The organism is Vibrio sp. SS-MA-C1-2 (genome assembly GCF_021513135.1).
GTDB lineage: Bacteria > Pseudomonadota > Gammaproteobacteria > Enterobacterales > Vibrionaceae.
This window is the reverse complement of the sequence record NZ_CP090981.1, coordinates 2025199-2045098: the sequence shown is the minus strand read 5'-3', so window position 1 is coordinate 2045098 and position 19900 is coordinate 2025199. Positions and strand designations below refer to the sequence as shown.

Below are 19900 nucleotides of genomic sequence, written 5' to 3'. Positions count from 1 at the left end.
CTGTTATTAAGCTGTTTTTTTTAATATTAAAAACTATTTTTAGGTTAAATTAATATCATGGTTTATTCCCACTCGAATTTCCGTTATCTTTACTATAATAATTAACAATACTCAAAGTAGTTGAAGTGACTAGTCGACTGGAAATGAATGAGATCCCATGAATATCAATGGGGACGAATCAGCACAGTCAACATCCTAGCAACCTCAAGTAGAAGAGTATTCATTTACGCTGAAAAAGAGTTCTTATGACCATTAAAACAGATGAATTACGTACCACTCCCCTTGGAGTAATGCCAACTCCAGCAGAACTCGAAGCGGCGTATCCAATCACGGAAGAGATTGCTAAGCACATTGCATCAGCAAGACTACAAATCGAGAAGATTTTATCAGGAGATGATAACCGTCTACTTGTTGTTGTCGGTCCCTGTTCGATCCATGATACCGATGCGGCTTTAGATTACGCAGCGGAGTTAATTAAATTACAAGAAAAGTATAAAGATCAATTACTGATTGTGATGCGTACTTATTTTGAAAAACCACGAACCGTTGTTGGCTGGAAAGGTCTGATTTCAGATCCAAACTTAGATAACAGTTGTGATCTAAGTAAAGGGCTTCATAAAGCAAGAGAATTATTGGTTAATGTCAATAAACTTGGCATGCCGACAGCAACTGAGTTCCTTGATATGATCATCGGACAATACATTGCTGATCTTATTAGTTGGGGCGCAATTGGTGCTCGTACCACTGAATCACAAATTCACCGCGAAATGGCCTCCGCCCTTTCTTGTCCTGTCGGTTTCAAAAATGGTACTGATGGGAACACCAAAATTGCTATTGATGCGATTCGTGCCACCAAAGAACCGCATATCTTCTTGTCACCAAATAAAAATGGGGAGATGACGATTTATAAAACGTCAGGCAACCCATACGGTCACATTATTTTGCGTGGTGGTAAAACACCAAACTACCGACGTGAAGATATTTGTGAAGCCGCTCATCAACTGGGTGACTTTGACCTTTCAAAACGTTTAGTGATCGATTTCTCTCACGGAAATTGTCAAAAACAACACCGTAAGCAATTAGATGTTGCAAAAGATATCTGTCAACAAATTACCGACGGTGACCAATTTATCGCAGGTATTATGGCAGAGAGCTTTATTGTCGAAGGTAATCAAAAAATTGATAACCCAGAATTAACTTACGGCCAATCTATTACCGATCCTTGTATTAATATTGAAGATACCAAAGTGATGCTGGAGATGTTAGCAACGGCAATAATAGAACGTAATCAATAATTTTAATCTAACATGATGATTCAATGAAAATTTGGTACAACATCTAAATGACCGTCATCAAAGCATCATGAACCAATAACAATTAACGATTAAATTTAATCTAAAAAGGGTTTTACCAGAACAACATCAAAAAATGATGTTTGTAGAGGTAAAACCCTTAATTTTATGCCTTTAGGCTGGTAAACTAACCACAATATTTACTCAAGTAAAAAAGGATTATAACCATGCCTTCATTTGATATTATTTCTGAAGTTGATAACGTAGAAGTACGCAATGCTATTGATAACTCTCGCCGTGAAGTCGATACTCGTTTTGATTTCCGTGGCGTTGTCGCTGAACTTGAATATAAAAATGATATCGTAAAACTGACTGCTGAATCTGATTTTCAACTTAACCAGTTAATGACAATTTTACGTGGTAACTTAGCCAAACGTAATGTTGATCCTAAATCATTAGACGTTAAGACCCTGACTCGCACTGGTAAAATGTTCCACCAAGATGTAGCATTTAAACAAGGCGTTGAAATGACAACGGCCAAAAAAGTGGTTAAAGAGATCAAAGAAGCGAAGCTAAAAGTTCAAGCATCAATTCAAGGTGATAAAGTTCGAGTAACGGGTAAAAAGCGTGATGATTTACAAGGTGCTATGGCACTATTGCGTGCTGGTGAATTTGATCAACCGTTTCAATTTGAAAACTTCCGCGATTAATTGCCTTATTTCTGAATAGAAATACAGTAGATAAAAATTGAACAATAACAATAAAAAGCCACAGAGATAATCAATATCTCTGTGGCTTTTTTATTTGCTAAGTATTAATAAATAAAAGAGTGTATTTAAAAGTTAGTCAGCTTTAATCGTCTCGACACGAGCTTTCAACTTCTGACCAGGTCTAAAAGTTACGACTCGACGTGCTGTAATTGGAATATCTTCACCAGTTTTAGGGTTACGACCTGGACGAGGGTTTTTATCTCTTAGATCAAAATTACCAAAACCAGAAAGTTTTACCTGCTCGCCATTTTCTAACGCCTGACGAATTTCTTCAAAAAATACTTCCACCAAGTCTTTGGCATCCCGTTTGCTAACTCCAAGTTGTTCAAACAGGTTCTCTGCCAATTCGGCTTTTGTGAGCGCCATAGAAAATCCTCTCAAGACAATGTTTAATTAAATATCACCATTAAACTCGCTAATTTCTGTTTAAAGGCAATTGTGTTATAAATGTTAAGTTACTTATATTCTTGACAATCTTTGAATGCCCTGCGTTACTTAACTTACATAAAGTTTAAGCCAACTTATTGATATTCTCTATTTTTTAAGCTGTTTTTTTCAAAAAAATATAAAAAAGTTTCTTACTTTTTATTCATTACCACTATTTATAGCAAATTTAAGACCTTAAATCAGCAACTTAAACAAAAAACATGGATAAAAGTTATTTATTGACCAGTATGCTCCAAATATCATAAAAATTGAGCGCATAATCTGTAAAAAGTATAAATTTAGCTTTTATATTCAAAATAATTGAGTTGTCAATCGGTGGTAAGAAGGGTTAGAAAACCATTAATGAAAGAAAATAAAAAAGCAGCCCAAAGACTGCTTTTTTATCTCAAAAGATTAACAAAAACTAGCTAGTATCACTAATTTCTGATCAATTAGTCACGAAGATGTGCGTTATGTTCAGCGGCTAACGTTGAAACAACCTGTTCAATAACTGCTGTCATATCTGCATCTTCTAATGTACGATCCGCTGCCTGTAAAGTTAATGCGATAGCTAGGCTCTTCTTGCCCTCTTCTACCCCTTTACCTTGGTAAACATCAAACAGTTTTGCCGCAGTCACTAACTCGCCACCAGCATCACAACATGCACGAACGATAACATCAGATTGAACAGACTCATCAACAATCATCGCTAAGTCACGGCGGTTTGCAGGGAATTTAGACAGTGCTACCGCTTCTGGGATCACTTTAGTATTAATTGCAGACCATTCGATCTCAAATACCACCGTGCGACCATTTAAGCCAAACTTGCGCTCTAGCTCAGGGTGAACCGTACCGATAACACCCACTTCGCGTTCTGTATCAAGACCCGCATCAACAACGATTGCTGCTGATTGTCCAGGGTGAAGCGCAGGGTTTTGAGCACGAACTTCAGCTGAAAGTGCAGCGAAAGAGTAATTCGCTTCATTTGCTGATAACTCAAGAACCGCTTCTAAATCACCTTTCAGATCAAAGAAGTCAACCGTATTAGTTTCGATGTCCCAATGTTCTTCGCTACGAGTACCCGCGATAACACCCGCAAGCATTGGCTCTTGACGCATGCCATTTTCAGCTGCATCACAAGGGATAAAGCGTAAACCATATTCAAATAAACGAACACGTGGTTGCTGACGCTTTTGATTATGAACAACGGTATTTAATAGACCTTGAACTAGACCTAAACGCATCGCTGACATATCCGCAGAGATTGGGTTCGGTAACACTAATGGCTCAAGATGTGGAACAACCAATTTCTGCTGTTCTGGTTCAACAAAGCTATAAGTAATCGCTTCTTGGAAACCACGGTCAACAAGCAGGTTTCGTACACGTTTAAGAGGAAGATCTGCCTCTACATGGTCGTTCATCTTCAGTGCAGCAACCGGATACTGATTAGGAATGTTGTTGTAACCGTAGATACGACCCACTTCTTCAATCAGATCTTGCTCAATTGCGATATCAAAACGCCAAGTTGGAGCAATCGCCGTCCAGCCTTCAGTTGTTGTTTCAACCGTTAGACCTAGACGCTCTAAAATCTCAACAACATCTGCATCTTCAATATGATGACCCAGTAAGTTATCAAGCTTAGTTCGACGTAGCGCAACAGAATTTGCTTTTGGTAGATCAGCTTCAGATTCAACCGCAACGACAGGTGCAACGTCACCATCACAAATTTCAACTAATAGCTGAGTTGCACGTTCCATTGCATTTGCTTGAAGTGCAAAATCCACACCACGCTCAAAACGCATTGAAGAGTCAGTATGTAGACCATAGTTACGTGCACGACCACGAATATGGTCAGGCGCGAAGAAGGCACACTCTAGCATCACATCTTTTGTTTCAGAGGTGACACCCGAACCTTCACCACCAAAGATACCGGCAATAGCTAGTGCTTGGTTATGATCCGCAACAACCAATGTATCTGAATTTAGTTCAGCTTCGTTGCCATCAAGAAGAGTCAGCTTTTCACCCTGCTCTGCCATGCGAACAACAATCCCACCTTCAATCTTAGCCAGATCAAATGCGTGCATTGGTTGGCCTTGCTCAAGAAGGACGTAGTTTGTGATATCAACAACAGGGTCGATTGAACGAATACCACAGCGACGCAATTTCTCTTGCATCCAAAGCGGTGTTGTCGCTTGAACATTAACGTTTTTGATCACACGACCAAGGTAACGTGGACACGCTTCTGTTGCTTTAACTTCGATAGAAACGGTATCTTCGATTGACGTTGCTGCCGCTTCAATAGAGGGCTCAGTCACATCGGCACGATTTAAAACACCCACTTCACGCGCTAAACCACGAATGCTGAAACAATCAGCACGGTTTGCCGTTAAGTCAACATCAACCGTCACGTCATTAAGACCTAAGAACTCACGGAAGTCAGTACCTAAAACCGCATCATCCGCTAATTCCATGATACCGTCAGACTCAACATCAATACCTAGTTCAGTGAATGAACAAAGCATGCCGTGAGAAGGTTGACCGCGTAATTTTGCTTTCTTGATCTTAAAGTTACCCGGTAACACAGCACCAACCGTTGCCACAGCAACTTTGATACCAAGACGACAGTTAGAAGCACCACAAACAATATCAAGTAGCGCTTCTGCACCCACATCCACTTTTGTTACACGTAATTTGTCAGCGTCTGGGTGTTGACCACACTCAACCACTTGACCCACTTTAACACCAGTAAACTCACCCCCGACAGGTAGAACATCATCTACCTCTAAGCCAGCCATTGTAATTTGGTGCGTCAACTCATCAGTCGTTACTGAAGGGTTCACCCACTCACGAAGCCATGATTCGCTAAATTTCATTGTGATTAATCCTCAGAATTACTTGAATTGTTTTAGGAAACGAAGATCGTTCTCGAAGAACGCACGTAGATCGTTTACGCCGTAACGAAGCATGGTTAGACGTTCAACGCCCATACCAAATGCAAAGCCAGAGTATTTCTCAGGATCGATACCCACACTGCGTAGAACATTAGGGTGAACCATGCCACAGCCTAATACTTCTAACCACTTGCCATTTTTCCCTTTAACATCCACTTCTGCTGAAGGCTCAGTGAATGGGAAGTAAGAAGGACGGAAACGAACTTCAACCTCTTCTTCAAAGAAGTTACAAAGGAACTCATGAAGAATACCTTTTAACTGGGCAAAGTTGACGTTTTCATCCACTAACATCCCTTCCACTTGGTGGAACATTGGCGTGTGAGTTTGGTCATAATCGTTACGATATACACGACCCGGTGCGATGAAGCGGAAAGGAGGTTTACCATTTTCCATCGTACGGATCTGAACACCAGAAGTGTGAGTACGTAGCATAAGATCAGGATTAAAGAAGAACGTATCGTGATCAGTACGCGCTGGGTGATCAGCGGCAATGTTTAACGCATCAAAGTTGTGGAATGCATCTTCGATTTCAGGGCCCGCTTCTGTATTGAAACCAAGCTCACCAAAAAATTGCTCAATACGCTCAACCGTGCGTGTCACTGGGTGTAAACCACCATTTTCAATACGGCGTCCCGGCAGTGTCACATCAATAGTTTCAGCGGCTAATTTAGCTTCAAGCTCGGCACGTTGTAGTGCATCTTTGCGAGCTGCAATTGTCTGTTGGACAACACCTTTTGCTTTATTGATCTCTTGACCAGCACTACGGCGCTCTTCTGGTGGTAATTTACCTAAGCTTTGTAACTGAGCCGTTAGCTCGCCTTTTTTACCTAGGTACTGAACGCGTACATCGTCCAGTGCTACGAGAGAGTCAGCACTCTCAATCGCAGTCGTTGCATTCGCAATGATTTGTTCTAAATGTTGCATCGATTCCTCATCCACCTATCAGTGGCCCTGTTGGGAAGAGTGATTACCTGCCGAACTTTCAACGATTATTCGAAATCTTCGACAGATAGGTAAACGTAACCAACATAGTAATAAAACTAAGGTTAAATGCCAACGCCTTGAGAGAGGAAATTAAACTAAATAGAGAAAAAAGCCAAATCCCAGATTAATTCGTCGCTTATTTCAGCAATAAGTAAATGAGTTGTAAATAAAAGTACAGCAAACAACATTGAATTCATTGATGATAACAGTGTGATGTGTTACTAATTGAAGCAATAAGGATCATAATAAAATAGCGTTAAAGGATTAAGTATGTCATCTAAAAATATCGAAACCCAACTTGTCAGTGCCGGACGTGGCAAAAAATTCACCGCAGGTTCTGTTAACCCTGTTATTCAACGCGCTTCATCTATCGTTTTTGATTCGGTTAAAACCAAAAAAGAAGCTGCAAAAAATCGTGCCCATGGTGAACTTTTTTATGGCCGCCGCGGAACGTTAACTCACTTTGCTCTCCAAGAAGCGATGACAGAACTTGAAGGTGGCGCGGGTTGTGCTCTATATCCTTGTGGTGCTGCGGCCATCTCCAATGCCATTCTCTCTTTCGTCAAAACCGGTGACCATCTATTAATGACTGGTGGCGCGTACGAACCTACCCAAGAGTTTTGTAATATCATCCTTAACGATATGGGTGTTTCCACCACCTATTATGATCCATTAATCGGTACTGAAATTGCCAATCTGGTACAGCCGAATACCAAGGTACTATTTTTAGAATCGCCAAGCTCAATCACCATGGAGATTCAAGATATTCCGTCGATAGTTAAGGCCGTCCGTGCCGTTGCGCCTGAAATTATCATTATGTTAGACAGCACATGGACAGCGGGCATTTTATTCCCAACCTTTGAACATGATATCGATATCTCTATTCAAGCAGGGACAAAATACATTATTGGCCACTCTGATGCGATGTTAGGCACTGCAGTTTCCAATGATCGTTGTTGGGATCAACTCCGTGAACGCTCTTACTTAATGGGTCAAATGTGTGATGCCGACACCGCATATGTTGCCTCTCGTGGTTTACGTACCATGGGCGTTCGTTTAAAACAGCATCAAGAATCGAGTATTAACATTGCCAACTGGTTATCTGCTCGCCCTGAAGTTGAACGCGTCAATCACCCTGCTCTTCCAGAATCGAAAGGGCATGAGTTTTATCAGCGTGACTTTAAAGGCTGTAACGGTCTATTCTCCTTTATATTAAAAGAGAAATTAACCGCTCAACAATTAGAGGATTTCTTAGATAATTTTGAACACTTTAGTATGGCTTACTCTTGGGGTGGATTTGAATCGTTAATCTTAGCCAGCCAACCTGAAGAGGTAAAAAGTATGCGGCCTGCTGGTGGCGTTGACTTTACAGGAACTTTAATCCGCATTCATGTTGGTTTAGAAAACTGTGACGACTTAATTGAAGATTTGGCTGCCGGATTTGAGCGCATCAGTCACTAATCCACTCAATTGATATTAATGGGTAAATAGAAAAAACGACGCGACGCTTTCTTATTGAAAACATCACGTCGTTTTTTAAGTTTTAAGTTATTTTATTGATAAGAAAAGCGCGATACGTCGCCAGCTCCCAACCTTTTTAGTCTGTTCACTGTATTCATTTTTCATCACTTGAACGATATTTTCAGGCGATTTCACTTTATCATTTAAACGTAACCCTTTCCTTTTGGCGACTTTTTGATAACAGCTATTTAACCACATTCTTGATGAGCCAAATAATAAAGTATATTGGGTATTCACCAATGATTTAATTATATGATAAAAATAACCGCGAACCTTATATACAACAGAGATAATAGCTAACAATAATAGTCCATAAGCAAGGTAGAGATAGTTAATTCCCCCGCGTTAAGTTCAACTTTTTTCGCCTGCCAAGTATGCTTTTCTTTGATAACCGGATTCCACCAGCTCACAGTTTCTCCACCTAAATGATAACGGCCACTCTTCTCAATACTATAGGTTATCCTCTGAGTGATTGAAGCGTAATGATTCCCTCGATGATAATGAGAACTCACAACGGGTTCGCTTAAAATAACCGCAATGCCTTTTTGAGATTTCGGTGTAAAATCAGGTAAAGTTAGAATAGACGTATTATCAGCAGTAATCGTAATATCTCGAGTAATCAGCTCACCTTGATGGTACTTTTTATTAAGTAATACTCTATTCTGGTTTAACCCTGCTTTTTGTCCTAAATCTAAATTTACGTTGGCATTCGAATTGCCGTTATTAGAATGACCTTGTGTACTCTGGCTTTTTTGTACTTTTTTACTGTCCTCTTGCCATTGATCGCTAATATTCACCCGCTGAGAAGTAATAAAATCTTTATTGCCTATCATTGCTTTAGGTGTCTTAACCAGCAGTGCCAATGGTTTAGTTGTCAGCGCCACTTTAACGCTCTTACCTGCTTTCCCAGCAATCGTTAGAGTGACCGGAATCTCAGGTAAGGTATAAATGCCATCTTGTGATGGATAAATTTGAGTTTTCCATCGTTGAACAGTAAATTTCTTTCCTTCTATAATCTTAAAACCTGAATGGGTTTGAGGATCCTCTTGCTTAACCAATGCGTGATTAATCATTGGCATATGAACTCTCGGGCTATCAACAAAATAGCTGTCGGTATACGCCTCAAAAGAGAGCGTTATCTGTTCATTGGGTGCAAAATCTCTCTGCTCAACTGTTAAATCAAGCCCATTGCGAGCAAAAACAGTGGATGAAAAGATCAGACACAATAAGGTGACCTTTATATTTAACTTAAACGTTAATCTGAAAGAAGAAAACAGTTTCATGATTCGTTATTCTCCCGATTATATTCAGCCAAAAACTTTTTACGAACAAACTCTTTAGGATCTTTACTAATATCACGTAACCATTTATTGGTTGCTTTATCACTGCTTAATATTTGGTTAGCACTCAGCTTCGATTTTGGCAGTAGACCGAATGACTTTCTCTTTGCGCCTTTAGAGATATCATTAACATCATCCGGCGGCGGTGGTGCATCTTGTGACGGTGGATGTTGATCATGCTGATTTTCGCTTAACTGCTTCATCTCTAATAAAATAGGTGCTAGGGCTTTTAAATTTGCCTTTGCTTGCGCGATCGCTTGTTTATCATCAGTCTCTAACGTCAAATAGGCTTGATAGAGATCTTTGGCTTTTTGATAACGGCCATTTTGTGCATACGCCGTTGCCATGTTAAAAAGCCCCTCTTTGGTCCCCAACTTTTTATACGCTTTAATGGCACATGTGTAGTTCTCATCATAGTAACAAGCCAACCCTTTCCACTCTGGCGAGGTATACAACTCACTGGCCTTTTTATAATTCCCTTGGGTCATATAATACGTCGCTTGTTGATTCGCCGTAACAAACCAATCCAATGGGCTAGCTTGTGCCTGTTGGCCTAAAGGTAAAAATAACAGAATTGAGAAAACCCACTGTAACGTGAATCCTTTACGGAACCACAAAGCAACAATCAGAGTTAACACAATGATCATGAAATGAGACTCATCTTGCCAACTGCCCGTTTCAGAACCATTGCCAAGTGCCATATAGTAACGAATGAGTGAATTATCATTGACGCTCATTGAGTTGGCATTAAATCCTGAAACATTGAGTTCAGTGGCTAAACTTTTACCCAATGCATTTAGGTATAACACATTGAGATCCATATGATGTTTTTTTGCAAAATAGCTTAACTGCTTTTGCCCTGAACTCATTCCATCCGTCACTAACAAGATCGCGGCATTATCGACAACAGCGCCATCAGTCAATTTAAATCGCTTCACTAAACGCGCTAGATCGCCGCCATCCTCGGGCATAACATCCGGAGATAGATAACTTAAATATAATGAAAGTAATGCCTCATCTTTTGTTGGAGGGATCAGTACATGAGATGAACCCGCCGTCGCAATAATTGAGATTGGTCGATTAATTCCAGCATTAATTAAGGTATTGATTAGCAATTTACTTTTTGTCGTTCGATCGGGTGCAACATCTCTCTTTTTCATCGACTGCGATTGATCTAACACAATATAAAGCGGTGAATGACTGCTCTGTTTATTATCAGCAATTCGCCACACGGGTTTTGCAATAATCAGCACTAAAAGAAACAACAAAATGGTGACAAAAATCAGCGGCTGCAATCCTTTACTTCTTTTCGGCTTTTTTATTAAATAACGTAATAAGTGGGGTGCAATTGCCCCCTTTAACATAGGAGACTGTTTCTCTCGGATTAATAATTGCCAAACAAGGAGCGCAATAATTGGGATTAATAACCAAAATAACGAGATATCTAAAAAATGAAAATGACTCATTACGCGCGCCTTCTTTTGTATTGAAGCGTAATTAACCCAACCCACATCAATAAGTAATAGAGTAATAGTGCCAATAGAATGTGTGGGTACAAAAATTGATAAGGTTGATGAGAAATCGAACTAAAGTTACTTGGTTCAATCTTATCTATCTGTTTAAAAACATCTGCAAGTGAATTTCTATCCAAGGCTAGATAACTTTTACCCCCCGTCATTTGAGCGACCTTCTTTAATGCCGTGACATCTACTTTTGTATTTGGATCTTCAGTTTTTGGATCACCAATCGCAATGGTATAAATTTTTATTCCTTTCGATTTAGCCACTTTTGCCGCTTCTACAGGAGGAAGACGGCTCATAGTATCATTACCATCTGTCACCAATATCAACATCTTATCTTTGGAGTTTGAACCATCAAAGGCTTTAATACTCAAACCGATAGCATCACCAATCGTCGTTGCTGGCCCTGCTACACCTGTTGATAAGTTCTTCACGATTTGTACCCAAGTTGAGGTCGAGTTAATAAAAGGGGCTTGAAGATAGGCGCCACTTCCAAAAACGATTAAGCCTAAACGATCACCTTTACGCTTCTCACCAAAGGATTGCACAATATTTTGTAATGCATGCCAGCGAGAGATTTTGCGATGATTCGGTGCCGTAAAATCGACTTTATCCATAGATTGTGACAAATCTAACGCCACCATTAAGTCTCTTGCCTGACTTTTTTCAACAATAGGTTTCCCTAATATCACGGGTTGTGCGGTACAAATCACTAATAATAGCCAAGTCATAATTAGGGACCAGGTTTGAATTTTTTGACGTTTTGGCACCGTACTCTGCTCAGACGCTTCTTTACTGGTTTCATCGACCACTTTATTAAAAAATGGCGCAAACACAGACACTTCCTGACGCTTATAAGAAGGAGCAAAAAAATAGATTAATGGCGCTAAAAAGATCAGTAGTAACCACCAAGGCGATAAAAATGTCATTATCTTTCTTCCTTATGCTGTTTCAACCAATTCACAGCGGCTGCTATCGCCAAATGATTCAAATTCGAATTGAAATGTTCATTAGGTCGATAATCAACTTTAATTAAATAATCACGGATCTGTTCACTAAACAGAGGTTGATCCACTTTACTGTCGAGAAAATCAAACCATTGATGGTGATATAAACCATTTGGAAAATCATAAGGGTAAACAAGAATTGCTGCTTTTTTTAATATTCGCATTAATGACTTAATGGCCAGATTCTCATCGACAGTTAATATTGCTTTTACTGCTTCTCTTCGATAAGCATTCTTTTTCCAACGTTTTATTTTTTTACTCCCCAGACAACAAGCAGTAAAAGAATACAGGCCATCAATAACTTCGTCGTTAAAGTGAGAGAGTAAATAGGCAAAGAGTTTGGCTGAAAAACCTGTTGGTTATTTTTTAGCAGATAGTTACCAAAACCCGCAGGAATATCAAAAATAGATTGACCAAAATGATTAAGCATATGCACCGCCCAACAGTTTAGATAACTGCAAATATGACGATTCTGTTGTATTAAATTCAATCACAGGAAATGCACTAAAATTTAGCTCTTTTTTAATATCAGCGAGACGCTTATCAATCGCTTGACGATATAAAATCAAATCATCTCTATTTTCATCAAGCATCACCTGTTTTTGACCATCAGTAATCGCCAGACCAACCGCTTGTTGATAATCAAGCTCTAAGGGATCATTAATCAAAAAGAGAATAATATTATGACGATGCGCATTCTGTTTTAATTTCGCTAACAACTCATCACTCAGATTTAAGCCATCCGTCACAAAAACAAACGTACCACTCATTCCTAACGTTTGAATGGCATCATCGATTAACTTAAGATGATCCTTTGTGCGACTTCCCGTTTTTTTGTCAACACCGAGAGCACTACTTGATAAGCTTTGATTTGATTTAACGAGTTCAGATAACCAAGCGTTAAAGCTACTTGAAGCGCGAGTTGATGGAAAAAAGGCATTTGAATCCGTTGCAAGGACACCGCCACCCACACGATCACCCTGCGCTTTAAAAAGATACCCCATCATGATCGCTAACTCAGCTGCAATCACCGACTTCATATATTGCTCACTACCAAAAAAAAGCTCAACTCGTTGATCACAAAGGATGATTGCAGGACGATCTGTCTCTTGGGTATAGACTTTGGAGATTAATTTTTGACTTCGTTGAGAACATTTCCAATCGATATTCTTTACCGAATCCCCTTGTTGATAAGGTTTTAACTCTTCAAAGCTTAATCCCGTCCCTCGTAAAAGAGAGCGATGTTGGCCTGAAAATAACCCACTAGGACGAAACTTGACATTCAGAGACAGAAAGCGTGAACACTGTTCTAAATAAGATAAACGAGAATAGTCGAGACAAACTCTGTGATCACTCATAACTGACACCTTAACCTAATAAGACTTTTTGGTTAATTTCATCAATAATATCTTTAACCGTAAGTCCTCGAGATAAAGCATCAAAACTTAATTTTATGCGATGACCTAACACTTGATGAAGTACCGCCTTAACATCTTCTGGGCTGACAAAATCACGACCTTCAATATAAGCATGAGCACGTGCAGCTTTATCTAACGCTAAGGTTGCACGTGGGCTTGCACCAAATGAGATAGATTTTGATAGGTTTTGGTGGTCATCAATAACCAGTGCTGGGGTTCGTGTCGCGATAATTAGATCAACAATATACTGCTCTATAGATTCTGAGGTATAAAGAGTTTTCACCTCTTCACGGGCATTTTTAATAAATTCAGGGGAGACCTTTTCTAGAATCTTTTTAGTGATCTGCTCGCCTTTTACTAACCGTAAAACTTTTAACTCTTGGTCACGATCTGGATAATCAACAGACACTTTCATTAAAAAGCGATCTAACTGAGCTTCAGGTAAAGGATAAGTGCCTTCTTGCTCAACCGGGTTCTGAGTAGCAAGCACCATAAAGATATCGGGCAAAGGGTACATTTTACCGCTCACCGTGACTTGGCGTTCTTCCATCGCTTCTAATAATGCAGATTGCACTTTTGGTGGCGCACGGTTAATTTCATCGGCAAGAAGAATATTGGTGAAAACAGGGCCTTGAACAAATGAAAGTGTCGAGCCTTCAGAAATAGACTCATAGCCAATCACATCGGTGGGCATCAAATCTGGGGTAAACTGAACACGATTAAGTTCAACATCTATGCTGCTTGCTAATGAACGAACAGAGCGTGTTTTAGCCGTACCAGGAAGGCCTTCTAATAAAATATGAGTGTCAGCAAGTAGCGCAATAAGCAGTGCATTAACAACATGCTCCTGACCTATCACTTCGCCTTCTAAACTATTTTTTAAAGATTGTAATGCAGTATGATTACCAATATCGTTCAACATAAATCACCTATGAAATTTTTCAATCATAGTAATTTAAATGTATAAAAGATAAAGATACGGTAACTTAAACGTCAATTAAACTGTATTTAATTAAAAAGAATAACTTTTGATTATATAGAGATAACAATCATCACTGTCTAAAAACATCGAGCATATTAACGATATTTCTCAGTTAGTTGACTTATCATCTCTCGACACCACTTATTCCCTTCTTCATCCGTTTGACTTTGATGCCACACTGCATAGATAGAAATCTTACTTGCTGCAAAAGGCAGAGGAATCACCTGAAGATTCAATGCATCAGCATACTCTTTAGCTAATATTTCTGGAACAACTGAGAATAAATCAGTAGAACTCACCATCATTAAACTACTTAAGCTGCTATCGCTACGATAAACAAAATTAGGCGCCTCAGGATGTTGTTCAATAATAGAGCTGAATAAAACCTTTTGAAATTCATCCGTCGACCATTGGATCTGTTTTTCTGAAAAAAACTGTGAAATCGTAATATTACCATTGATTCTTGGATGATCTTTTCTAGCGATAATACAACACCGTTGATTCATAATCATTTGACTAGAGAAGCTAGGCTCAGTCGGTCGTAACGTTGAAATGATTAAATCGACTTTTCTTAAACGTAAATCCTGCAATCTTGCGGTAACATCTAACTCAACAGGAACCGCACGTAACATAACATGAGGAAGGTTATCTTTTTTATATTCAAAGAAATCACGCATAATAAAGTAATCAATATCGGAATGACTTGAGATACGAAATACTCTGGTCGATGTTTGAGGATCGAAGCTCTCAAATTCATTTGCACTATCGAGGAGCGTTAAAAGAGAGGTTTCAATTTGTGCATGAAGCGTGACTGAAAAACTAGTAGGAATAATCCCCTTTCCTTTTCGAATGAAAAGAGGATCTTTATACTGTTCACGTAATCTATTCAAAGCATAACTTACCGCTGGTGCGGTTATATCAAGAATTTTAGCTGTTTCACTAATGCTCTTGGTTTTCATCACAAGATCGAAGGTTTTAAATAAATTAAGATCCATAATTAGCCAACATAGTTTTAAATATGTTTTTAGTATGGCTTATAATTCTTTAAAAACTAATCAATTTTTTCAAATAACATGAAAAAAATCATCGTCTACAGCTAGCTATAACATTAATAAATCAACGATATAAAAATATTAAAACTTAAACAGAATAAATATGGATATCATTTAGTGAATTTTTTGCATCATACAAGTCGGTAAATCCGTTTTTGTCTCCATACAGAATTTAAACCAACGAGTTGGCCAAAATATACGAGTGGATGTACCTAGTTGAACACACGTCATATCTAGGTTATTAACTTGATGACGCTTACCTAATACGACGGATTCAGTTTTAGACAGGTAGCACTCTTGCTTAAGTTGTCCTTTTCTTGATAAATCCATCACCCAATTGGCATCACCTTGTTGACTCAACGCATTATAGTACGCCGAATTAGCTTGATTAACCGCAGTTAACTCTGCCTCAGTTGCATGAATTTGTGGGACTTCTGGTTGTAATCCCTCTTGAAGCGGTGCTGCAATCACTTGAGTTGAACTTACAACCAATATTGAAAAAATGATGGTCGATAAAATTTTTGAAAGTCGGCTAAGACAAGATTTAAAATACAATCGATTAAAAGAAAACATTCTTATACCTTAAAAAAAAGCTTCTGATAGTGCTTAGTAAATCAGAAGCTAAAAAATGAATCCGTTTCCAGATATTATTTAATACCAACTTGCTTTAAAAGCGCATCACTGTGTTTACCATGTGCGACAGGTTTACCCAGACGTCTTAATATAAAAGCGAAACCAGCATCGGCGTGTTGATAAAATTTATTCCAACCCGCACAAAGATAGTTAAGCCCCTCTTCACCGTCTTTAGTTTTAATAAATCGATTTTTGGGACACTCACCAAAACAAGCGAATTTATAATCACATTTTTGACATTGAGTTGGCAGCGTTTTAGATTTAGCTAAACCAAACTTTTGTTGGGACACTGAATATGCCATCTCACTTAAATTACTGTCTTGAATATTACCGACTTTATATTCAGAGTAAACATAGTGGTCACAGGTATAAACATCACCATTTGGTTCCATTGCCAACCCTTTACCGCACATCTCCCCAAGCGTGCAAAGTGGGTTTTGATTCCCCATCCATGCTTCCAAAAAAGCTTCAAAGTATTGAACAAAGACGTTACCTAAATCGTTACAGATCCACTCATTAAAGATGGCAATCAGGAAGTTACCCCAAGCCTGATCTGAAACACAAAATGATTCAACAACAGAATCTTTTGAACTAGGTAATAATCGTTTATCCCCTTGAGTTAAGCGTTCATCAACAGACCAAGTATTAGGTGCTGTTTCACGAAAACTTTTAGTTTCAACGATTGGAATGAACTGCATTTGAGGTGATCTTACTTCGTCGCGTAAAAAGCGATACACTTCCAAAGGATTACGACTCGTTAAGTTATTGACACAAGTTAAGGTAGCAAAAGGGATTTCATATTGATGTAGAAGTTCAATCGATGCCATTACTTGTTTAAATGTACCTTTGCCTGAACGAGTTGTTCTGTAGGCATCATGCATCATTTGAGGGCCATCAATACTAATACCCACTAAGAAATTATTCTTTTTTAAGAACTCACACCATTTATCATTTAAAAGCATGCCATTAGTTTGTAAATCATTAGAAATCTTAATACCAGATGGCTTATATTTTTTCTGTAATTCAACAATTTTTTCAAAGAATGAAACACCTAACATGGTTGCTTCACCACCTTGCCAAGAGAAGATGATTTCAGGTGTATTTTGTCCTTCAATATACATACGAATATAGGTTTCTAAGTTTTCTTCACTTAGCGTTGGCGTACAGCCTTTTTTATATTCGAGAAGATCCTGCTTACTAAGGTAATAACAGTAATCACAATCTAAATTACAAGCAGCGCCAATCGGCTTAGCCATCAAATGCATGCGCTTAGACGCTTTTCCGTTAAATTGTGGCGCAGCTTGAAGAACAAAATCGTTATTTTTCATAATAAAATCACCTGGACAGTTAGTGATAAGCAATATAACCCAAAACTATAATGCGTCCATGCAACCTCATTTATGCAGTAATTAAGTCATACTTAATCCACAAAAATAAGATATTAAAATCAATGTGATATAGCTTTAATTAAATTGATTTTTTGGCTTTCAGTTAACTGCGTATTTTGAATAAGCAATAAAATAGATTGATAAGCACCATCGTTACTTGTTGAAGCATGATTAGTCACGCTGGCCGTAGTTGAAGTTGACTGTAAAGTTGGCTCTTGAACTTGATGAGAATAACGTTGTTCTGATGGCTGACTAACCGGATGTTGTTGAGCCTGTTTTAATGCCGCTTGTTGTTGAGTATTTGCTGAGGGCTTTTCAGTCTGATACGCATTCTCTTCTGCTGTTTTTGGCATATTGAATTTACCCGCTGAAATATCTTGGGCGGTATTATCATACTGTGCCATTCTTTGCATATTCTGATATAACGCACTGTTAGCGTCACCATTATCTAACGTGGCATTTGTACCTGCATTTGAATAAAAAGGTAAAAGTGCAACTAATAACAATAATTTTTTCATAATATAAACTCACAAAATAAAAAAAGGGTGAATAGAATCCACCCTTACTTACTCATTAAATCATTGAAGATTAACGATGATTAACAACTAATTATTTAGCGTCAACTTTAGAACCACCAGGGCCCATACCGAAGTTCTTATAAACCATTTCACTTGCGCCACTCATAGTGAATGAGCCAGGACGCTGTGAAGGTGGGTACTCTTTATAAGTCATTAGGTGTTCTTTAACTAATTCGTTCGCTTTATAGAAAACAAATACGTTATCAAGTTCCCAGCTCCAATAGTTATTAGAGTTATGGTCTGCTCTTTCGAACGGGTCAGTTCTTAAGTTAAAGATCTTAGGTAGACGTAACCATGTGAACGGTTCAGCCCAAAGTGCCATTGTTTTAGCACGTTGTTCACCATAAACCACTTTCCAATCTGTTGTACCTTTACCGCCACCAACGTAGTTATCTTGAGAGTAACGAACTGCGACGATTTGTGCATCGGCGTTATATTCGAACACTGATTTACGAGGTGTCTTATCTACACGGCCAGCAAAGTAATCGTTCATGTTATAACCATCTAAATGGATCTTGAACTCTTTGTTATTTGCTTTATATCCGCCTTTTAACAGCTCTTGCTTGATGTTTGGATCACCCGCAGCAGCAACTAAAGTAGGTAGGAAATCAAGACCAGAAACCATGCCATTTAGAACACGACCACCACTCCAGTGACCAGCAGGCCATCTTACGAATGCAGGTACACGGTATGCGCCTTCCCAGTTTGTCTCTTTCTCTGAACGGAATGGTGTTGTTGCACCATCAGGCCATGCATTGAAATGAGGACCGTTATCCGTCCCGTACATTACGATAGTGTTATCAGCAATACCTTTATCATCTAAATAATTAAGAAGCGTACCAACATCTCTATCATGAGCGACCATTGCATCATTATAGAACCCTTGACCAGAGATGCCTCTGTCTTTTGGATCGATGTGAGTTTTAAAGTGCATCTTAGATGAGTTCCACCACACGAAGAATGGTTTCTTAGCAGCAATTGCCTTATCCATAAACTTCATTGTGCGAGCAGTAATATCTGCATCAATAGTTTCCATGCGCTTGATAGTTAATGGTCCAGTATCTTTGATCTCACCATCAGCTGTTGCATGAATAACACCGCGCGGTCCATACTTCTCAAGGAACTTAGGATCTTTTGGATACCAATCATGCTCAGGCTCTTCCATCGCATTTAAGTGGTATAGGAATCCGTAAAATTCATCAAACCCGTGGTTCGTTGGTAGATCTTTATCTTTATCACCAAGGTGGTTTTTGCCAAATTGGCCTGTCATGTAACCCATCTTGTGTAAAGCTTCTGCGATTGTTAAATCATCATCAGCAATACCTGCTGGAGCACCTGGCAGACCAACTTTAGTCATACCTGTACGAAGACCATCCTGTCCAGTAATGAATGCACTACGACCTGCAGTACAAGATTGCTCACCGTAATAATCGGTAAATGCTACACCTTGGTTAGCGATTTTATCGATATTAGGTGTTTTATAACCCATTAGACCACGGTTCCAGAAACTAATGTTCCAAGTACCGATATCATCACCCCACATTACAAGAATGTTTGGCTTAGCCGTTGGCGCTTCAGTTGCTGCGTGAGCACCAACAGAAGCCACTGTCGCCGTTGCTAATAAAGCAGACGTTAACAGTTTTTTCTTAAATGTTTTTTTACTGAATAAGTTCATCAAATTTACCATTCATTGTTAAAAAAAGATGCTTGACTCCGAGCGACTCGGCTCAAGTGGGTATATTTTTATTGATTTCAAGGAGATTGAGAAGATGATGAGCTTTAAAGGTCAATTAAATATTATTTAATCCACAAGCTTAAATAAAGATAAACACTTAAATATCAGGCAGTTGAATGGAGTAATACGAATGACACATTTACTTACAATATTTATCTTTTTATTTATACATTTCAAGCACTTGTGTTTAAAAATAACATGAATGGAATTAATTTATAACAAAGTGGTTTTTTATGTGAATAAAAAAATCCACAGCCTTTCTTTAATCAATTTAAAAGAAAAACTATGGATTTTGTAGGTAAT

Annotated in this window: 19 protein-coding genes; 3 read left to right on the top strand and 16 right to left on the bottom strand. The window is 38.7% G+C overall.

Features of this window, described 5'->3' with window-relative positions; genetic code table 11:
• The first annotated feature begins 245 nt into the window (after nucleotides 1-245).
• A complete protein-coding gene (locus tag L0B53_RS13725) occupies nucleotides 246-1295 on the top strand; it encodes a 3-deoxy-7-phosphoheptulonate synthase (RefSeq protein ID WP_235060172.1) in 1050 nt (349 codons plus the stop codon).
• A gap of 224 nt (nucleotides 1296-1519) precedes the next feature.
• Entirely contained in the window at nucleotides 1520-2002 is a 483-nt protein-coding gene (locus L0B53_RS13720) for a YajQ family cyclic di-GMP-binding protein (protein ID WP_235060171.1), read from the top strand.
• A gap of 132 nt (nucleotides 2003-2134) precedes the next feature.
• On the opposite strand, the gene ihfA is transcribed toward L0B53_RS13720, so the two are convergent.
• The 3 genes from ihfA to pheS all read right to left on the bottom strand — a co-directional run bounded on the left by ihfA (nucleotide 2135) and on the right by pheS (nucleotide 6363).
• The gene (gene ihfA, locus L0B53_RS13715; RefSeq protein ID WP_235060170.1) at nucleotides 2135-2428 is read right to left on the bottom strand and encodes an integration host factor subunit alpha; all 294 of its coding nucleotides are present in this window, start codon (nucleotides 2426-2428) and stop codon (nucleotides 2135-2137) included.
• 512 nt (nucleotides 2429-2940) lie between these two features.
• Nucleotides 2941-5361, bottom strand: coding sequence for a phenylalanine--tRNA ligase subunit beta (gene pheT, locus L0B53_RS13710; RefSeq protein WP_235060169.1), 2421 nt, complete (start codon nucleotides 5359-5361; stop codon nucleotides 2941-2943).
• An 18-nt stretch (nucleotides 5362-5379) separates the two neighbouring features.
• Complete coding sequence (gene pheS, locus L0B53_RS13705) at nucleotides 5380-6363, bottom strand: phenylalanine--tRNA ligase subunit alpha (protein ID WP_235060168.1); 984 nt, start codon at nucleotides 6361-6363, stop codon at nucleotides 5380-5382.
• A gap of 330 nt (nucleotides 6364-6693) precedes the next feature.
• Between pheS and metC the strand changes: the two genes are divergently transcribed.
• Nucleotides 6694-7884, top strand: a complete 1191-nt coding sequence (gene metC, locus L0B53_RS13700; RefSeq protein WP_235060167.1) for a cystathionine beta-lyase — start codon at nucleotides 6694-6696, stop codon at nucleotides 7882-7884.
• Nucleotides 7885-7971: 87 nt separating this feature from the next.
• Here the strand turns inward: metC and L0B53_RS13695 are convergent, their stop codons facing one another.
• The 13 genes from L0B53_RS13695 to L0B53_RS13635 all read right to left on the bottom strand — a co-directional run bounded on the left by L0B53_RS13695 (nucleotide 7972) and on the right by L0B53_RS13635 (nucleotide 19537).
• Nucleotides 7972-8247: a hypothetical protein gene (locus tag L0B53_RS13695; RefSeq protein ID WP_235060166.1), complete on the bottom strand. Its 276-nt coding sequence runs from the start codon at nucleotides 8245-8247 to the stop codon at nucleotides 7972-7974.
• Complete coding sequence (locus L0B53_RS13690; RefSeq protein WP_235060165.1) at nucleotides 8241-9227, bottom strand: BatD family protein; 987 nt, start codon at nucleotides 9225-9227, stop codon at nucleotides 8241-8243. Before L0B53_RS13690 ends, L0B53_RS13695 begins: the two co-directional genes overlap by 7 nt.
• The gene (locus L0B53_RS13685; RefSeq protein WP_235060164.1) at nucleotides 9224-10750 is read right to left on the bottom strand and encodes a VWA domain-containing protein; all 1527 of its coding nucleotides are present in this window, start codon (nucleotides 10748-10750) and stop codon (nucleotides 9224-9226) included. The genes L0B53_RS13690 and L0B53_RS13685 overlap by 4 nt, the downstream gene beginning before the upstream one ends.
• Nucleotides 10750-11733, bottom strand: coding sequence for a VWA domain-containing protein (locus tag L0B53_RS13680; protein WP_235060163.1), 984 nt, complete (start codon nucleotides 11731-11733; stop codon nucleotides 10750-10752). The genes L0B53_RS13685 and L0B53_RS13680 overlap by 1 nt, the downstream gene beginning before the upstream one ends.
• Nucleotides 11733-12014: a DUF4381 domain-containing protein gene (locus L0B53_RS13675; RefSeq protein ID WP_235062258.1), complete on the bottom strand. Its 282-nt coding sequence runs from the start codon at nucleotides 12012-12014 to the stop codon at nucleotides 11733-11735. The genes L0B53_RS13680 and L0B53_RS13675 overlap by 1 nt, the downstream gene beginning before the upstream one ends.
• A gap of 44 nt (nucleotides 12015-12058) precedes the next feature.
• On the bottom strand, nucleotides 12059-12241 hold the full coding sequence (locus L0B53_RS13670) for a hypothetical protein (protein ID WP_235060162.1): 183 nt from the start codon (nucleotides 12239-12241) through the stop codon (nucleotides 12059-12061).
• Nucleotides 12234-13169, bottom strand: coding sequence for a DUF58 domain-containing protein (locus tag L0B53_RS13665; protein ID WP_235060161.1), 936 nt, complete (start codon nucleotides 13167-13169; stop codon nucleotides 12234-12236). The genes L0B53_RS13670 and L0B53_RS13665 overlap by 8 nt, the downstream gene beginning before the upstream one ends.
• 10 nt (nucleotides 13170-13179) lie before the next feature.
• On the bottom strand, nucleotides 13180-14151 hold the full coding sequence (locus tag L0B53_RS13660; protein ID WP_235060160.1) for a MoxR family ATPase: 972 nt from the start codon (nucleotides 14149-14151) through the stop codon (nucleotides 13180-13182).
• A gap of 155 nt (nucleotides 14152-14306) precedes the next feature.
• Nucleotides 14307-15206, bottom strand: a complete 900-nt coding sequence (locus L0B53_RS13655) for a LysR family transcriptional regulator (RefSeq protein ID WP_235060159.1) — start codon at nucleotides 15204-15206, stop codon at nucleotides 14307-14309.
• Between the two features lie 171 nt (nucleotides 15207-15377).
• Nucleotides 15378-15836: a hypothetical protein gene (locus L0B53_RS13650; RefSeq protein WP_235060158.1), complete on the bottom strand. Its 459-nt coding sequence runs from the start codon at nucleotides 15834-15836 to the stop codon at nucleotides 15378-15380.
• Nucleotides 15837-15910: 74 nt separating this feature from the next.
• Entirely contained in the window at nucleotides 15911-17224 is a 1314-nt protein-coding gene (locus L0B53_RS13645; protein WP_235060157.1) for an anaerobic sulfatase maturase, read from the bottom strand.
• Between the two features lie 119 nt (nucleotides 17225-17343).
• The gene (locus L0B53_RS13640) at nucleotides 17344-17802 is read right to left on the bottom strand and encodes a hypothetical protein (RefSeq protein ID WP_235060156.1); all 459 of its coding nucleotides are present in this window, start codon (nucleotides 17800-17802) and stop codon (nucleotides 17344-17346) included.
• A gap of 91 nt (nucleotides 17803-17893) precedes the next feature.
• Nucleotides 17894-19537 (bottom strand): arylsulfatase, encoded by a 1644-nt coding sequence (locus tag L0B53_RS13635; protein WP_235060155.1) that lies wholly within the window; start codon nucleotides 19535-19537, stop codon nucleotides 17894-17896.
• Nucleotides 19538-19900 lie beyond the last annotated feature (363 nt).

Bases quoted from the DNA above. Each gene is read 5' to 3' on its own strand.
- L0B53_RS13645 (WP_235060157.1), bottom strand. From the start codon at position 17,224: ATGAAAAATAACGATTTTGTTCTTCAAGCTGCGCCACAATTTAACGGA.
- L0B53_RS13665 (WP_235060161.1), bottom strand. From the start codon at position 13,169: ATGAGTGATCACAGAGTTTGTCTCGACTATTCTCGTTTATCTTATTTA.
- L0B53_RS13655 (WP_235060159.1), bottom strand. From the start codon at position 15,206: ATGGATCTTAATTTATTTAAAACCTTCGATCTTGTGATGAAAACCAAG.
- L0B53_RS13670 (WP_235060162.1), bottom strand. From the start codon at position 12,241: ATGCTTAATCATTTTGGTCAATCTATTTTTGATATTCCTGCGGGTTTT.
- pheS (WP_235060168.1), bottom strand. From the start codon at position 6,363: ATGCAACATTTAGAACAAATCATTGCGAATGCAACGACTGCGATTGAG.
- L0B53_RS13660 (WP_235060160.1), bottom strand. From the start codon at position 14,151: ATGTTGAACGATATTGGTAATCATACTGCATTACAATCTTTAAAAAAT.
- L0B53_RS13720 (WP_235060171.1), top strand. From the start codon at position 1,520: ATGCCTTCATTTGATATTATTTCTGAAGTTGATAACGTAGAAGTACGC.
- L0B53_RS13725 (WP_235060172.1), top strand. From the start codon at position 246: ATGACCATTAAAACAGATGAATTACGTACCACTCCCCTTGGAGTAATG.
- L0B53_RS13650 (WP_235060158.1), bottom strand. From the start codon at position 15,836: ATGTTTTCTTTTAATCGATTGTATTTTAAATCTTGTCTTAGCCGACTT.
- ihfA (WP_235060170.1), bottom strand. From the start codon at position 2,428: ATGGCGCTCACAAAAGCCGAATTGGCAGAGAACCTGTTTGAACAACTT.
- L0B53_RS13640 (WP_235060156.1), bottom strand. From the start codon at position 17,802: ATGAAAAAATTATTGTTATTAGTTGCACTTTTACCTTTTTATTCAAAT.
- L0B53_RS13690 (WP_235060165.1), bottom strand. From the start codon at position 9,227: ATGAAACTGTTTTCTTCTTTCAGATTAACGTTTAAGTTAAATATAAAG.
- L0B53_RS13685 (WP_235060164.1), bottom strand. From the start codon at position 10,750: ATGAGTCATTTTCATTTTTTAGATATCTCGTTATTTTGGTTATTAATC.
- L0B53_RS13635 (WP_235060155.1), bottom strand. From the start codon at position 19,537: ATGAACTTATTCAGTAAAAAAACATTTAAGAAAAAACTGTTAACGTCT.
- pheT (WP_235060169.1), bottom strand. From the start codon at position 5,361: ATGAAATTTAGCGAATCATGGCTTCGTGAGTGGGTGAACCCTTCAGTA.
- L0B53_RS13680 (WP_235060163.1), bottom strand. From the start codon at position 11,733: ATGACATTTTTATCGCCTTGGTGGTTACTACTGATCTTTTTAGCGCCA.
- metC (WP_235060167.1), top strand. From the start codon at position 6,694: ATGTCATCTAAAAATATCGAAACCCAACTTGTCAGTGCCGGACGTGGC.